Below are 15105 nucleotides of genomic sequence, written 5' to 3' on the forward strand. Positions count from 1 at the left end.
CTAGACTGCTTGCCGGAGAGGCGAAAATGCACGCGCCTGGACCCGAGCGAAGACTCGCTGCGGTCCTTGCCGCCGACATGGTCGGCTACAGCCGGCTGATGGAGGTTGACGAGGCGGGGACGCTTGCCCGCCTGAAAACCCACCGGCTTGAGCTCATCGATCCCTTGATTGCCAAGAACCGCGGCCGCATCATCAAGACCACCGGCGACGGCATGCTGGTGGAATTCCATAGCGTCGTTGATGCGGTGTCGTGCGCGGCCGAAGTGCAGCGGCGGATGGCGCGGCGCAATGCCGACGTGTCGCCGGCGCGGTGGATCCAATTCCGCATCGGCATCAATCTGGGCGATATCATCATCGAGGAGAACGACATCTTCGGCGACGGCGTCAACGTTGCGTCGCGTCTCGAGGTGCTCGCCGAGCCAGGCGGCATCTGCGTCTCCGGCGCCGTGCGCGATCAGGTCGGCGACCGGCTCGACGACATCGCCTTCGAGGATCTCGGCAACCAGAACGTCAAGAACATCACCCGCCCGATCCACGTCTTTCGGGTGCGCTTCGAGCCGGAAGCCGCCGAGACGCCGATGAGCGGCAAGGACGGCGCGGCAGCGACCATCGCGACCAGGAAGCCGTCCATCGCGGTGCTGCCGCTGGTCAACATGAGCGGCGACCCGGAGCAGGAATTCTTTGCCGACGGCCTCACCGAGGACATCATCACCGAGCTGTCGCGCTTCCGCGATCTTCTCGTCATCTCGCGCAACTCGACCTTCGTGCACAAGGGCAAGGCAGTGAAGGTGCAGGAAATTGCCCGCGAGCTCGATGTCGAATACGTGCTCGAGGGAAGCGTGCGCAAGGTCGGCGATCGCGTCCGTGTCACCGTGCAGCTGATCGACGCACAAACCGACCGGCACGTCTGGGCGGAACGCTATGACCGCAAGCTCGAGGACATTTTCGCCATTCAGGACGAAGTGACCGGTGCGATCGTTGCCACCCTCCCCGGCCGCGTCGAGGCTGCCACGCACGAGCGGGCGAAGCGCAAGCGGACCGACAACATGGCGGCCTATGAGTACGTCCTGGCCGCCAAGGTGCTGCACCACCGCTCGCAACGGGAAGCCAACGCCGAGGCACAGGCCCTGCTCGAACGCGCGCTTGCGCTCGATCCGGACTATGCGCACGCCCATGCCTGGAGGGCGTGCGTGCTGGGCCAGACATGGGTCTATGGCTGGTGCGCGGATCGCGACGCCACCTTCCAAGAGGTGGCCGCCGAGTTGCAGCTTGCGCTGGCGCTCGACGATAACGACAGCGACGTTCATCGCATCCTGGCCGCGGTGAATTTGACCCGCGACGATCACGACAGCGCGGCATATCACCAGGAGCGCGCGCTGGCCCTCAATCCCAATTACGACCTTGTGGTGGTACAGCAAGGCGAGTTTCTGACCTGGCTGGGCCGGCCCGAGGAAGGCATCGACTGGATCAGAAAGGCGATGCGCCTCAACCCCTACCACCCCGAGCGTTTTTGGAATCACCTCGGCCGCGCGTTCTACTGCGCCGAGAAATACGCGGAGGCCGCCGAAGCCTTCGCGCGGATCACGCGGCCCGATTTCACGCATCACGCCTTCCTCGCCGCCATCTTCGCGCAGATGGGCAATGGCGTTGCGGCTGCGGCGCATGCGGCCGAGGTCGTGAAGCTCGAACCGGGCTTCTCGGTGACGAGCTATCTCGCCACCCAGCACTACAAGCATGAGGCCGACCGCCGGCGGCATGAGGCCGGTCTGCTCAAGGCGGGATTGCCGGTGTGAGGTTGGCGCGATTTGCGGCACAAGCCCGCCTTCGCCAAGTGGCTACGCCGCGGCAGCCTTCGCTTGCTTCGCTACGATAGAGTTCGGTTTGGCTTGCCGAGCCGTAGCTTGCGAAGCAAGCGAAGGCTGGTGGGCGCGACAGGGATCGAACCTGTGACCCCTACCATGTCAAGGTAGTGCTCTCCCGCTGAGCTACGCGCCCTGGAAATGGGATGATCGATCATCCCGCTCCAGCTTTAATCGTATTGGGTGGGGTCCGTATATCGGCTCCGAAGCGCCCCCGCAAGGATGCTTGGACGTAATTTCCGGAGTGTTTTCGGACCAAAAAGGAGGCCGAATCAGGCCGCCAGCATCTTGTTCACTTCACTGACCAGCTCGCGGAGGTGAACCGGCTTGGCCAGCACCTTGGCGTTCTTGGGCGCTTCCGAATCGGAATTCAGGGCGACGGCCGCAAAGCCGGTGATGAACATGATCTTGATGTCGGGGTCGAGTTCCGAGGCGCGGCGCGCCAGCTCGATGCCGTCCATTTCCGGCATCACGATATCGGTCAGCAGCATCTCGAACGGCTCCTCGCGCAGCCGCTGATAGGCCGACATGCCGTTATCGTGGGGTGAGACCTGAAACCCGGCATTTTCCAGTGCCTTGACCAGGAAGCGGCGCATGTCGTTGTCGTCTTCGGCGAGCAGGATCTTGTGCATGGCGGTCGGTCGTCGCTTCCGGCTTGGAGGATCATTCCGCCCACTAAGCCCGACAGAGGGTAAATTTCAGTTAAAAGGTAACGGCTTCTTGGCGATGGCGGGCGGCGCTATTTTTGTAGCGGCATGTACCAAGATCGATCAAGGCGGCGCTTTTCGGGCGGTTGCGACACCTTCCACGAGAACGGCGGCTTTTTTCGCTTGGCAGAATGATTACGATTACGGACAATGCATCCTTACAAAACCCCTGCCCCTCCCGGTAGAATCGGTCGCTTGATCGACCGGCCGACGGGAAATGCGGACATTCAAGGGACGGCGCCCGACGATGACCCAATTTGATGGCGAACTGTCGCCTCCCTTCGAGATCGTGGAGCCGGCCAGCTGGCGGGCGCCGATCATCTTCAACTCGCCCCATTCCGGCTCGGTCTACTCGTCCGAATTCCTCAACGCCTCCCGGATCGACCTCGCCGCGCTGCGCCGCTCCGAGGATTCGTTCATGGACGAATTGATCGGCGGCCTGAGCGAGCAGGGCTTTCCGACGGTGCGGGTCAATTTTCCTCGCTCCTATGTCGACGTGAACCGCGAGCCTTATGAGCTCGATCCGCGGATGTTCACCGGACGCCTGCCGAGCTTCGCCAATACCCGCTCGATGCGGGTGGCCGGCGGCCTCGGCACCATCCCGCGCGTGGTCGGCGACGGGCAGGAAATCTACCGCGAGCGGCTTTCCGTCGACGACGCGCTGGGACGGATCGAGGCGCTCTACAAGCCGTATCACCGGGCGCTGCGGCGGCTGATCAACAAGGCCCATCAGGCGTTCGGAACCGTGATCCTGGTGGATTGCCATTCGATGCCCTCGGTCGGCGTCTCGCGCGACGAGCCGCGGCGGCCCGACATCGTGATCGGCGACCGCTACGGCACCAGTTGCGCGAGCCTGCTGCCCGATGTCGTCGAGGAAATCATGAGCGGGCTCGGCTATTCGATCGGCCGCAACAAGCCCTATGCCGGCGGGTTCATCACCGAGCATTACGGCAACCCGGCGAGCGGACTGCACACCGTGCAGCTCGAACTCAACCGCGCGATCTATATGGACGAGCGGCGCCGGGAACGCAGCCCGCGCTTTGCGCAAGTGGCCACCGATTTCGCCGCGCTCGCCGACGCGCTGGCGCAGGTGCCGCTCGGGGATCTCGGCCCGTTCCAGGCGGCGGCGGAGTAGAGGCCAGACCGATCAGCCGCAACGTCTCCGCCAACGCGTTCACGTGCGTCCTGGACGCGCCATGGGCGGAGGACCGCAGGGCCGAATGAAAAATCTTGAAATCAACCCCATGCAAAGAAGGGTTCGCCCAGCTTGAGGCGCCCTCGTCGGAGACCGAAGGTGCTCAGCGGCGCGGGGGCAAAAGAAAAAAGGGCCGCTTGAATGAACAAGCGGCCCAAGTCTAGGGAGGAAACGCCCAAGGAGGGCAGCGATAGGGCGAGGCCCTACCGCACCGCAACAATATGCGGCCGCGCTGCACAAAACGCAAGGGTTTTTGGCTCGGTTCCGGTCCAAAGTGGAACAGACTGGCGGATCGGCAACACTTCCGATGTACGGCTATTATATAAGTAAAATCAATATCTTAGATGGATTTCTGGTTGAGCCCCGGCCTCCTTGCAGTGCTGGTATGCCAAAACTCGCAACTTCGTGATGGCACGGCTAACCAAAAATCCACGCTTAAACGAAGCCTTTTCGAAAGCCGATTCGAAAGCCAGTTCGCAATACGAATGGGAATAACGCGCCGTTGGCGGTGCGCGGCAGCCCGGATTGGGCTAGGCAAGAGGCGGTATTCTTTCTCGATTGGCGGTAAGGGATAGTCGTGACGGTCATCGATTTCACAGCCTTCATAGGCCGCCTCGCGACTGCGTCCGGCGAAACCATCCTGCCGTTCTTCCGGACCTCACTCTCCATCGACAACAAGAGCGCGAGCGATTTCGATCCGGTCACCGAGGCCGACCGCGCCGCCGAAGCTGTCATGCGCCGCCTGATCAAGGCCAACTTTCCCCAGCACGGCATCGTCGGCGAGGAATTCGGCAACGAGCGCCAGGACGCCGAGTATGTCTGGGTGCTCGATCCCATCGACGGCACCAAATCCTTCATCGCGGGATTTCCGATCTGGGGCACGCTGATCGCGCTGCTGCACAAGGGCACGCCGGTGTTCGGCATGATGCACCAGCCCTATATCGGCGAGCGCTTTTCAGGCGATTCTGGCTCGGCGCATTATTCCGGGCCGTCCGGTGAGCGGCGGCTCACCGTGCGGCGCTGCGCGACGCTGAAGGAAGCGACCTCTTTTACCACCAGTCCCCTGCTGATGAACGCCGCGGACCGCGAAGCTTTCGGCCGGGTCGAGGCAGCGGTGCGGCTGACGCGCTATGGCGGTGACTGCTATTCCTACTGCATGCTGGCGGCCGGCCATCTCGACCTCGTGGTCGAGACCGAACTCAAGCCTTACGACATCGCCGCATTGATCCCGATCGTCACCGGCGCCGGCGGCGTCGTCACCAACTGGGAGGGCAAGCCCGCCCAGAGCGGCGGCCGCATCATCGCTGCCGGCGACGCCCGCGTGCACGAGGCGGCGCTGAAGCTCTTGAACAGCTAGGGGCCTCGATGGACGCGATGTTGGTCGTCCATATGCAGGTCGGGCTCCTCGGCGGCACGCCCAAACGTGATTTGCACGGCGTCGTGGATCGCATCAACCGGCTGGCCGCCAGGGTCCGTGCCCAAACCGGCAAGGTAATTTTGATCCAGCATTGCGGCGGCACGGGAGACGCCTTTGAGCCGCAAACGCCGGGATGGCAGTTTCTTCCCGAAGTTGTCCGGGAAGCTGCCGACATTATCGTCCCGACTACTCTGAACGATCCTTTTGCCGGCACGGACCTGCAGGCGCGTTTGAAGGAGCTCCAGCCCGACCGGGTCCTGATCACCGGATGGGCAACTGATTTCTGCGTTGATTCCACGGTTCGTTCGACGGTTGCACATCATTACGATGTTGTGGCGGTAGCCGACGGCCACACCCTGAGCGACCGTCCTCACCTCGATGCCCTCAGCATCATTCGCCATCACAATTGGGTCTGGAGCAACCTGATCACCCGGCGTTCCATCAAGGTCGCTGCGACAGATGAATTGCTGCCTTGATCCACGCGTGGCGGGACGGGGTGCAACCGGCTGAATCGGCCGCAACCTCTGGCACCGACGCGCAACAAGCGGCATACTCGCCCCATCACGGACGAACGCGCGGCGCTTCTTGCGAGCCCCGCGCCAAAACAGATCCGGATCAGGGGGGCTTGCATGAAAACGGCACGCACGCTGTTGGCCGCGCTGTCGCTGGTACCGGTAGCGGCAACCGCACAAGATTTCCCAAGCAAACCGATCAAGCTGATCGTGCCGTTCCCACCCGGCGGCCCCAACGACATCATCGCGCGCCTGGTCGGTCAGCGCATGTCGGAAATCACGAAGCAGCCGGTTGTAATCGACAATCGCGGCGGCCAGGCCGGCGTGCTCGGCACCGATGCGGTCGCGAAGGCAGCCCCCGACGGCTACACGATCGGGATCGTGAGCGCGAGCGCGCTGGTCATCAACCCGACAATGGAAAGGGTGCCTTACGACGTGACGAAGGACTTTGCGCCCGTCACGCTGGTAACGACGGTGCCGGAAATGCTTGTCGTCGCCAGCAACGTTCCCGCCAGCGACATGAAGGAGCTGGTCGCGCTCGCCAAGGCGCAGCCGGGGAAACTCAATTTCGCATCTGCCGGCGTCGGCGGTATGCCGCATCTTGCCGGTGAATTGCTCAAGCAGACGGCCAGGATCGACATCGTGCACGTGCCCTATCGCGGCGCTGCGCCCGCCATCAACGATCTGCTCGGCCAGCAGGTGCAGATGGCGTTCCTCGATTTGCCGGTGCTGCTGCCGCATATCAAGGCCGGCACCCTGCGCCCGATTGCCCTCGGCGCTCCGAAACGCGCGCCCACCTCGCCTGACGTGCCGACCACCGCGGAGGTCGGCATGCCGGACCTCCTGATCGAAAACTGGTACGGCATGGTCGCACCGGGCGGAACTCCCGAGCCGACCGTCGCTACCTTGAATCGCATCGCCAACGAGGCGATGCACGACCCGCAGGTGAAGCAGAAGCTCGCCGATCAGGGACTGACAGTCGCCGGCGACACGCCGGGACATTTTCGCAACTACATCGGAGCCGAAACCCAGAAATGGGCGCGCGTCATCAAGGCCGCCGGCCTTGCCACGGGCAAATGACGCCCGGCGTCCCTGTCAGGCATCAAGCAGGCGTCCACGCAATTCCCCTGCTGTGCCCTAAGAGCAGAAACGAGTCGGTTTAAGGCAATAACGAGTCCACCAGAACGTTGCGGCGCCGGCGTCACCCGCCCGCTCGCCGCGAACGTCCGGTCCCGCCCAGGAAGCCGACGTAGAACGCAAGTCGCGTTTTCACCCAAAGCAGTCGTCAACTGGCAATGTCAATTGGTATTCGACTTATGCGCCCAGAGTCAGGATAGCAGCGATGACAAAGGCTCGCGCGGTTTTCGTATGAGTTTGAACCATCTGCCTCGTGTTAACGACCAAGAGCCAATCATGTTCGACGATCTGATGACCCTCTTGGTTATTCTGTCTTTCGGCTTTCCCGCCATCCCATGGTTTTTTGGTGCGCGATGGGGGTTGAGAGGAGTTTGGCTCAGTACGGGATTTGCCGTCATCATCCTACTATGTCTTTTTCCAATATTGTTTTGGGTTGCATGCGGTGCCTGTGGGCAGGGTGCGATAGCCATCTTTGTGCTGGGGCCGACCTGGATTGCTTCGGCATTGCTTACGGTCACTTCGGCGGCGTTCACTTACTACAAATACACGCGCTAATTTCCGCAAGGCCCCGAAGGCGCGGGGGTAACGATACCGCCCGCGCTGGGCGTCGCAGACGAAGTGATTGAGTAAGGCATCAGCGATGTCGGCTCTTGGCACGGAACGGACTAACTGGGCCGGTCTGTTGATGTCCGCTGAGGTAGATCGGAAGTGGACGGCGGAGGGTCAAACGAGAGCTATTGACCCAAAACAGACATTTGATTGCGGTGCTTGACGGCGGCCCGTCGGCCTGAAACGCTTCGTGCGTCCGGGGTGCCTGCTGTGCGGGCTGAGATCACACCCGTTGAACCTGTGTGGGTAATGCCAACGAAGGGAGCAAGCGATGTCCGTTGTCGGCGATCAATATTTGCAGGATCTTCTTGATGTTCTTCATGCTAAGAGCGACGAGCAAGCTGCGTTGATCCGGGCATTCGAGGACCCGGACACCAATGAACATGCACCAAGCGTAGTAGAAATTAGAGCCTTTCGGAGCGATAAGCTTGTCGCGCTTGATCGCGATAAGGCAGAGTTTTGTTACCAGCTATGCCGCGCCAAAAAAGCCTCCACGATCATCGAGGTTGGTACATCGTATGGTGTGTCGACAATCTATCTTGCCGCAGCGGTGCGCGACAATGTTAGTCTATTCGGCGGGGAAGGAGTGGTGATCGGAACCGAGTATGAACCGAACAAAGCGGCCGCGGCACGGGCAAACTTTGCGCAGGCAGGCTTGGGGCGATTTATCAATCTCCGCGAAGGTGATCTTCGCGAGACCCTAAAGCAGATCGACAGGCCAATCGACTTCGTCCTCATGGACGTTTGGATCGCCATGGCACGCCCCGCAATAGAATTGATCGCGCCGCATCTTTCAGACGGTGCGGTTGTGGTATGCGATAACACGAAAGATCATCGAGCGTCCTATGCAGATTATTTCGCGTTTCTTAATGATCCGGTCAACGGCTTCACCACAATGACATTGCCCTTCCAAGGCGGCTTGGAATTGTCGGTTCGGTGCTAAGCACGACGCCCCCTTCCTGAATGCCCGCTGTTGGCCTGTCTCCACCGTTAGTGAGGCGGCAGAGCATCGCATCTCTGTCCGGGGGCCGACATCATCGACCAAACGCACACCCGTTAGGCGCTGCCTCGCCGATCGTTGACACTCACAGAGCGAGTTTCTACACTGGGCGCAGATCATTGGAGATATTCGAGATGACGATCGCAACCGTCGTAGTAGGGCGCTGGCGCATGGACCGGTAACGGCACCAATGCCGGTACCCCGTGCGCCCCCGACAAGTTCGGGGGCTTTTTTTTGAGCAAATTTCTGGCCGGCCTGTCAGATTGAGAAGAGGATACCATGCCTGGAAAAGCCGCAGACCCGCCGGCCCTGATGACCTTGATCGTGCTGAGCGGCCTGTCGGTGGTATCTCTCAACATGTTCCTGCCCTCATTGGCAAACATCGCCAGTGAGTTTCAGGCGGACTATGCGCTCGTCAATCTGTGTATCGCCGGATATGCGGCCGTGAGCTGCGTGCTGCAGCTCGTGATGGGGCCGTTGTCGGATCGCGTGGGCAGGCGGCCTGTGATCCTTGCCGCCTTGCTGCTTTTCCTTGTCGCATCGCTGGGCTGCCTGTTGGCGTCCAACGTCTGGGCGTTTCTCACCTTCCGTCTGATGCAGGCGGTTATCGCCCCCGCCTACGCCGTTTCTGTTGCCATTATTCGGGATGTCTCCGCCGGCAGCAAAGCAGCGAGCTCCATCGGCTACGTGGCCATGACCTCGGCCATCGCTCCCATGCTGGCCCCGATGCTTGGTGGCGCGCTCGATGATCTGTACGGATGGAGGGCCAGTTTCTGGGCTTTTCTCGTCATGGGCGGCGCGACTCTCGCGCTGTGCTGGGTCGATCTGCGGGAGACCAACAAAACGCCCGCAGCTACGTTTACTCGGCAAGTTCGATCGTACGGGACGCTCGTGGGATCAGAGCGCTTTTGGGGTTACGCGCTGTGCATGACGTTTTCCAGGGGGGCGTTCTTCGTCTTCATTGGTGGAGCGTCGCTTGTCGCTGTCTCCACGTTCCGGATTTCCGCCGCACAGCTTGGTTTCTATATGGGAACCATCACAGCCGGTTTTGTTCTCGGTAGTTTTCTGTGCGGCCGCTTCTCCGAACACTATGGGCTCACGACCATGATGCTGACGGGCGGATTGGTCGCATGTGCGGGCTTGATTCTGGGAATCCTGCTTTGCCTTTATGGCGTGGTGAGTTTGCCGATCTATTTCGGCGCCTGTGGTTGCGTTGGTCTCGGCAACGGGTTGGCGATCCCGAGCAGCAATGCGGGTGTCGTCTCGGTTCGGCCGGAAATGGCAGGCAGCGCATCGGGACTGTCAGCTGCGTTGACGGTCGGCGGCGGGGCATTCCTGTCCGCGATCACGGGCATGGTTCTGACCGAAGCGAATGCCGCCCCAACCCTGTTGGCAATGATGCTGCTGTCCTCGGGAATGGGCTTGCTGGCAACGCTGTACGTCATGCGGCTCGACGCGCAAGAGAAACTGCTCGAGCGAGAGTGAGAAGTCGATGCTTGAAAGAATTTTTCCTGTTGGCACGAATGCAAAGTGGCGCGGCCTCCCTGATACTTCCGCTATTGGCCCTTCAGTGACCTGCGAGTCCCTTCCAATGTCCGGAATGCGGCAAAACCGACCGCACTGACGGGACTCAGAATTCGACGACGTCGGACGCCGGGGACTCGTAATCTACTTAAACTAGACTCCAAATCCGTTTGTCAGGCCGACTTGAAAGTATTGGCCTTCATGCTCCGCCAGACTCGTAGTTCGCTTTAAAGCACACCTGCGGCGTCCCCGGACCTTCAGCATTTTCGCTCTCCCTCACATGTTCAGCGTGGCGCAGATTTGCGGAGGTGCTCCGCCAGTTGCTGCGCGGGCCTGGGCAGCGCGCGAAAACTCCGCGCGCAGATCACAAGCCGGCGGTTGGCCCAGGAATCCCTGATCCTGATGACATTGATCTTCATTGATCGCGCGCATCGTTTTGCCGCCACTTCAGGCATCACGCCAATCCCGATGCCGGCGGCGACCATCTGGCCGATCGCATCAAAACTGTTCAGCCGTGCACGAAAGCGAAGGCGCGCGCCGAGACGAGCCGCATGTCCACTGATATGGGTATGCAGCGCAATCGAGCTGATCAGGCCGACGAATTCGCGCTCCACCACTTCACTGAAATCGACCTGCCGCCGGTTCGCAAGTTCATCGCTCCGCGCGGCGACCAGCACCAGGCGATCTTCGCTGAACGGGCTCCGTTCGATATTGTCTGCAAGCGCGTGCTCGGCGGCGAGCCCGAGATCGGCCGCGCCAGTTACGATGGCGCGGGCGATTTCGGCGCTTTCGCGCTCCTCGACGTCGATCGAAATGTTAGGATGTGCGGCCAGGAAGGCAGCCAGTGCCTTCGGCAGATATTCCGAAAGCCCCGACGTGTTGGCGAGGAAGCGGACGGTGGCCTTCGCGCCACGGGCAAAGGCGGCCAGATCGCCGCGCATCGCATCGACATTGTGAAGCACGACCCTCGCATGATCGAGCAGGCTCTCGCCGGCCGGCGTCAGTTCGACGCCGCGACGGCCGCGCGTCAGCAGCGCAACGCCCAGCGCCTCCTCCAGTCCCTTGATCCGCTCGCTCGCCGACGCCAGCGCGAGATGAACCCGCCCCGCGCCATTGGTGATGCTGCGCGTCTCGGCCACCGCGACGAAGAGCTGAAGATCGACCAGATCGAAACGCATCGGGATTCCCTACGACTTCGCGCGCGCGTAAGCCGTCATTGCCTGCGACAAACGCGAAGCGTTTGCGCAAGGGAGCGAACGGGTCGCGCGAATGCGCGCCCAGCGACGAGCGCAATGCGCTCGCACTGTGATGACAGGCTCCGCGACGACTTGTCCGCCGTAGCTCAACGAGCGAAGGCGGAAGCAATCCATTCTTTCTTTGTGCTTTGACATGGATTGCTTCGCTTCGCTCGCAATGACGAGGAGGCAAATAGCCTTCGTCTTGTCCGAAGGCTATCTCCGGAACCTCCAGATTGTGCCCGATGCGTCGATCGGTCAAGGTCGCCCCATGTTCGATTCCCTGCTTCTCCTCGTCACCGCCACCTTCCTGCTCGCGGGCTTCGTGAAGGGCGCACTCGGGCTCGGCCTGCCGACGGTGTCGATGGGCCTGCTTGCGGTGTCGATGCCGCCGGCCCAGGCGATCGCCATCGTCATCGTGCCGGCGATCGTCACCAACATCTGGCAAACCTTCGGCGGTCCGTACTTGCGCGATATTTTCCGGCGGCTATGGCCGTTGCTGGCCGGAACGGCCGCCGGCGTCTGGCTGAACGCGGGGTCGCTGACCGGGCCCTATGCGCGCTACACCACGATCGCGCTCGGCCTGTTGCTGGCGATCAATGCCATCATCGGCCTCTGCAAATTCAATTTCACCATTGCCCGCCGAAACGAAAAATGGGCCGGCGGCATCGTCGGGCTGATCACCGGCATGATTTCGGCGGCAACCGGCGTGCAGGTCATTCCGTCGGTGCCGTTCCTGCAGGCGATTGGCATGGAGAAGGAGGAACTGATCCAGGCATTAGGCGTGTTCTTCACGGTCGCGACCCTGGCGCTTGGCCTCAACCTCACCGGCGCCGGTCTGCTGACGGCTGCAACCGCACTGCCGGGCGCGGTCGCCATGGCAGCGTCCTTTGCCGGCATGTTTATCGGGCAGGCGGTGCGGACGCGGCTGCAGCCGGATGTCTTTCGGCGCTGGTTCCAGATCGGCATGATTGTTCTCGGCCTCTACCTCGCCACCAATGCGCTTGCGAAACTGATGTCGTAACTTCCCCGCGAAGCCGCGCAGGAAGGCCCGCGAATTCCTTGTAGAGGAATACCTCCAGACGGGCAGACAGCCGAACCTGGAGCCCCGTCCGGATGGAATCGGAACAGGGCTCTAGATTTTTGATTTGACGCGTTTTCTTGACGCGAACCGGTCTCCACCCCGGATCAAGTCCGGGGCAGGCTTTCGCTGGAAAACGCTTTAGTTAGCGCGCCTCCAGCATCGCAACGCGGACGCCGAGATAGACGAACAGCCCGCCGAGCATGCGGTTGATCCAGGCCATCACATTGGCCGATTGCCTGATTCGGCCGGCCGCCCTCGCCGCAAAGGCTGCGATCCCGAGGCACCACAGCGTGCCGGTGGAGATGAAGATCATGCCCAGGGCCAGGAACGCCAGCGTCTTATGGCTGGAGTCCGCGGCCACGAATTGCGGCAGGAAGGCCAGGAAGAACAGCGCCACTTTCGGATTGAGCACGTTGGTCATCGCACCCTGCCAGAACACGCGGGAAAGTGACGTTTCGGTGACGGCCGCCGCCTCGGCAATCGGCTGCGGCCGCGACAGCAGCATCTGGATGCCCGTCAACAGGAGATAGGCCGCGCCGCCCAGTTTCAGGACCGCGAAGGCCGTCGATGACGCCATTAACAGCGCCGACAGGCCGATGGCGGCGCCGAAGACATGGACCAGACAGCCGCAGCAGATGCCGATCACCGCCGCCACCCCGCCGCGCCATCCGAACTGGATGCTGCGGCCGAGAATATAGGCCGTGTCCGGCCCCGGGGTAACGTTGAGCAGCAGACCGGAGAGGATAAACAGCCAAAGTTCGTGAATGCCGAGCGTCTCTGTCATCATTCGACCGGTTCCCCTGGCGTCCTGGGCCTTAATTATGCATATCCCGACCCCTGAGGGATTGCAGTACTATCATGAGCAAATCGGGCTTCCACCAGATTGCGCATATTTTATAAACATTGGAATCGTTTGAGCGACCGCGTAGTGGTTATCCAGCGCATTCCGGCGCCGTTGGGGATATACTGGGGACATGGAGAGACGCCTGGCAGCCATCGTCTGCGCTGACGTCGCCGGCTATTCCCGCATGATGGGGGCCGACGAGGCGGGGACGCACGCCACGTTCAAGGCGCACAGGTCCGCGATCTATCCGATCATTCTCAATCACGGCGGCCGCCTGGTGAAGAACACCGGCGATGGCTTCCTCCTGGAATTTCCCTCGATCGTCGGCGCCATCGAGGCGGCAGTCGCGATGCAGATGGTGATGGCGGAGCGCAACGAGCACCTCCCCGCCGACCGCCTCATGCAGTTCCGCATGGGCATCCACATGGGCGACGTGATGGCCGACGAGGACGAGGTGTTCGGCGACGACGTCAACATCGCCGTCCGCCTCGAATCGGTTGCCGCTCCCGGCGGCGTGGCGGTTTCGGGCAAGGCTTGTCATGAAGCAGGCAAACGCCTCAGCGTCGCGCTGGCCGATGCCGGCCCTCACCGGTTCAAGAACATCGACGAGCCGATCCAGGTCTGGACCTGGCAACCCGCAGGCTCCGACGCCAGCGGCCCTGCGCACAAAGCCTCGACCGAAACATCGGTCACCAATCTTCCGGCCCAGTATCGGACGGCGATCGTGGGCGTGCTGCCGTTCGCGAATCTGAGCGAGAGCGCGGACGAGTATTTTTCCGACGGACTGACCGAGGACCTGATCCACGCGCTTTCGCTGCAATCGTTCTACCGGGTGCTGAGCCGCAACTCGACGTTCTCGTTCAAGGGCAAGAGCGTGAGCACGCGCCTGATCGCGCGCGAGATCGATGCGAGCTATCTGATCCAGGGCTCGGTCCGGCGCGCAGCAACCAAGATTCGCGTCACCGCCGAGCTGATCGCGCCCGAGACCGGCGAACAATTATGGACCGGCCGGTTCGATCGCGACATCGGCGACCTGTTCGCGATGCAGGACGAGCTCACCACCAGCCTGTCGGCGGCAATCGCGGCCGAGATCTACCGCGCTGAAGCCTCCGCCCCGCCGCGCTCGAACTCGAACGACCTCACCGCCTGGGATCGCTTCCTTAAGGGACTGTCCTACTATTATCTGCAGACGCAGGCCGATCTCGAAACCTCGATCAGCTTGTTCAAGGAAGCCATCGCGCTCGATCCGACGTTGTCGATCGCCCGTGCCTATCTCGCCACGATCCAGATCCAGGGCATCCAGTTTGGATGGATCCGGAGCACGCGCGAAATGTTTGATTACGCAATGAGTCTGGCGGAAAGCAGTGTCCGGCTCGATCCCCGTTCGTCCTTTGCGTTCCAGACTCTCGCCTATCTGAACGCGGCGGAAGGGCACCACGAGACGGCGATGGATGCCGCCAAGCGGGCGGTCGGGCTCAATCCGTACGATATGGGCGCCCGCGGCGTGCTTGGGATTTGTCATCTCGTGTCCGGCCAACACCGGCCCGCAATCGAACTGTTTACGATGGCGGCGCAGAGCGGCAACAACGATCCCCGGTATCAATGGGCGGCCGTGAACGCGTTCAGCCACTACCTGCTCGGACAATATGACGCGTCGCTGTCCTGGGCTCGGGAGCAGCTCTATACCAATCCCAATATGCTTCAGGCACTCGCGATCCGCGCGGCAGCGCTCGCCCAATTGGGACGGACTTCGGAGGCGGCAACGGCGGCCGAGGCTCTGCTCAGCAACTATCCCAGCCTTACTGTCGAACGGCATTTGCGGAACTTCCACTGGAAGATGCCTGAGGACATCGCCCATTACCGGGACGGCCTTGTGAAGGCCGGCATCCCCTTCAGTAGATTGACCCTCGTCGAATCCTCCCCAAAGCTCGCCGCAGATTCCTGAGTGCGAGTGAGGCTGTCGGTTGACACCGCGTCGGATT

Annotated in this window: 13 protein-coding genes, 1 tRNA gene and 1 riboswitch; of the genes, 10 read left to right on the forward strand and 4 right to left on the reverse strand. The window is 61.8% G+C overall.

The features are described 5' to 3' along the window. Window positions 1-26: 26 nt before the first annotated feature. The gene (locus V1294_RS36000) at window positions 27-1793 is read left to right on the forward strand and encodes an adenylate/guanylate cyclase domain-containing protein (RefSeq protein WP_334503955.1); all 1767 of its coding nucleotides are present in this window, start codon (window positions 27-29) and stop codon (window positions 1791-1793) included. 127 nt (window positions 1794-1920) lie between these two features. On the opposite strand, the gene V1294_RS36005 is transcribed toward V1294_RS36000, so the two are convergent. Both V1294_RS36005 and cpdR read right to left on the reverse strand, forming a co-directional pair. After that, window positions 1921-1995: transfer RNA gene (locus V1294_RS36005), tRNA-Val, on the reverse strand. Between the two features lie 136 nt (window positions 1996-2131). Beyond that, window positions 2132-2491, reverse strand: coding sequence for a cell cycle two-component system response regulator CpdR (cpdR, locus tag V1294_RS36010; protein ID WP_027539837.1), 360 nt, complete (start codon window positions 2489-2491; stop codon window positions 2132-2134). Between the two features lie 322 nt (window positions 2492-2813). Between cpdR and V1294_RS36015 the strand changes: the two genes are divergently transcribed. The 7 genes from V1294_RS36015 to V1294_RS36045 all read left to right on the forward strand — a co-directional run bounded on the left by V1294_RS36015 (window position 2814) and on the right by V1294_RS36045 (window position 9921). Beyond that, window positions 2814-3701, forward strand: coding sequence for an N-formylglutamate amidohydrolase (locus tag V1294_RS36015; RefSeq protein WP_334485462.1), 888 nt, complete (start codon window positions 2814-2816; stop codon window positions 3699-3701). A gap of 637 nt (window positions 3702-4338) precedes the next feature. Next, a complete protein-coding gene (gene hisN / locus V1294_RS36020; protein ID WP_334503957.1) occupies window positions 4339-5118 on the forward strand; it encodes a histidinol-phosphatase in 780 nt (259 codons plus the stop codon). An 8-nt stretch (window positions 5119-5126) separates the two neighbouring features. After that, window positions 5127-5654, forward strand: a complete 528-nt coding sequence (locus V1294_RS36025; protein WP_334503959.1) for an isochorismatase family protein — start codon at window positions 5127-5129, stop codon at window positions 5652-5654. Window positions 5655-5807: 153 nt separating this feature from the next. Then, on the forward strand, window positions 5808-6770 hold the full coding sequence (locus tag V1294_RS36030) for a Bug family tripartite tricarboxylate transporter substrate binding protein (protein ID WP_334503961.1): 963 nt from the start codon (window positions 5808-5810) through the stop codon (window positions 6768-6770). 333 nt (window positions 6771-7103) lie between these two features. Then, window positions 7104-7382: a hypothetical protein gene (locus V1294_RS36035; RefSeq protein ID WP_334503963.1), complete on the forward strand. Its 279-nt coding sequence runs from the start codon at window positions 7104-7106 to the stop codon at window positions 7380-7382. A gap of 241 nt (window positions 7383-7623) precedes the next feature. Continuing rightward, window positions 7624-7718: riboswitch (TPP riboswitch) on the forward strand. After that, complete coding sequence (locus tag V1294_RS36040; RefSeq protein ID WP_247514253.1) at window positions 7708-8379, forward strand: O-methyltransferase; 672 nt, start codon at window positions 7708-7710, stop codon at window positions 8377-8379. It overlaps the preceding riboswitch by 11 nt. A 336-nt stretch (window positions 8380-8715) precedes the next feature. Next, window positions 8716-9921: a Bcr/CflA family efflux MFS transporter gene (locus V1294_RS36045; RefSeq protein WP_334503966.1), complete on the forward strand. Its 1206-nt coding sequence runs from the start codon at window positions 8716-8718 to the stop codon at window positions 9919-9921. Between the two features lie 323 nt (window positions 9922-10244). Here the strand turns inward: V1294_RS36045 and V1294_RS36050 are convergent, their stop codons facing one another. Then, the gene (locus V1294_RS36050) at window positions 10245-11138 is read right to left on the reverse strand and encodes a LysR substrate-binding domain-containing protein (protein WP_334503968.1); all 894 of its coding nucleotides are present in this window, start codon (window positions 11136-11138) and stop codon (window positions 10245-10247) included. 328 nt (window positions 11139-11466) lie between these two features. On the opposite strand from V1294_RS36050, the gene V1294_RS36055 reads away from it, so the two are divergent. Then, window positions 11467-12219, forward strand: coding sequence for a sulfite exporter TauE/SafE family protein (locus V1294_RS36055; RefSeq protein ID WP_108519993.1), 753 nt, complete (start codon window positions 11467-11469; stop codon window positions 12217-12219). Window positions 12220-12421: 202 nt separating this feature from the next. Here the strand turns inward: V1294_RS36055 and V1294_RS36060 are convergent, their stop codons facing one another. Continuing rightward, window positions 12422-13066, reverse strand: a complete 645-nt coding sequence (locus V1294_RS36060) for a LysE family translocator (protein WP_334503970.1) — start codon at window positions 13064-13066, stop codon at window positions 12422-12424. Window positions 13067-13253: 187 nt separating this feature from the next. On the opposite strand from V1294_RS36060, the gene V1294_RS36065 reads away from it, so the two are divergent. Beyond that, a complete protein-coding gene (locus tag V1294_RS36065; RefSeq protein ID WP_334503972.1) occupies window positions 13254-15068 on the forward strand; it encodes an adenylate/guanylate cyclase domain-containing protein in 1815 nt (604 codons plus the stop codon). Window positions 15069-15105: the final 37 nt, after the last annotated feature.

Origin of the sequence: Bradyrhizobium sp. AZCC 1678 (assembly GCF_036924765.1) — a bacterium.
GTDB lineage: Bacteria > Pseudomonadota > Alphaproteobacteria > Rhizobiales > Xanthobacteraceae > Bradyrhizobium > Bradyrhizobium algeriense.

Excerpts from the sequence above, each read along its gene's own strand:
- V1294_RS36000 (WP_334503955.1), top strand. The coding sequence starts at position 27 with ATGCACGCGCCTGGACCCGAGCGAAGACTCGCTGCGGTCCTTGCCGCC.
- cpdR (WP_027539837.1), bottom strand. The coding sequence starts at position 2,491 with ATGCACAAGATCCTGCTCGCCGAAGACGACAACGACATGCGCCGCTTC.
- V1294_RS36015 (WP_334485462.1), top strand. The coding sequence starts at position 2,814 with ATGACCCAATTTGATGGCGAACTGTCGCCTCCCTTCGAGATCGTGGAG.
- V1294_RS36025 (WP_334503959.1), top strand. The coding sequence starts at position 5,127 with ATGGACGCGATGTTGGTCGTCCATATGCAGGTCGGGCTCCTCGGCGGC.
- V1294_RS36030 (WP_334503961.1), top strand. The coding sequence starts at position 5,808 with ATGAAAACGGCACGCACGCTGTTGGCCGCGCTGTCGCTGGTACCGGTA.
- V1294_RS36035 (WP_334503963.1), top strand. The coding sequence starts at position 7,104 with ATGTTCGACGATCTGATGACCCTCTTGGTTATTCTGTCTTTCGGCTTT.
- V1294_RS36040 (WP_247514253.1), top strand. The coding sequence starts at position 7,708 with ATGTCCGTTGTCGGCGATCAATATTTGCAGGATCTTCTTGATGTTCTT.
- V1294_RS36045 (WP_334503966.1), top strand. The coding sequence starts at position 8,716 with ATGCCTGGAAAAGCCGCAGACCCGCCGGCCCTGATGACCTTGATCGTG.
- V1294_RS36050 (WP_334503968.1), bottom strand. The coding sequence starts at position 11,138 with ATGCGTTTCGATCTGGTCGATCTTCAGCTCTTCGTCGCGGTGGCCGAG.
- V1294_RS36055 (WP_108519993.1), top strand. The coding sequence starts at position 11,467 with ATGTTCGATTCCCTGCTTCTCCTCGTCACCGCCACCTTCCTGCTCGCG.
- V1294_RS36060 (WP_334503970.1), bottom strand. The coding sequence starts at position 13,066 with ATGATGACAGAGACGCTCGGCATTCACGAACTTTGGCTGTTTATCCTC.
- V1294_RS36065 (WP_334503972.1), top strand. The coding sequence starts at position 13,254 with ATGGAGAGACGCCTGGCAGCCATCGTCTGCGCTGACGTCGCCGGCTAT.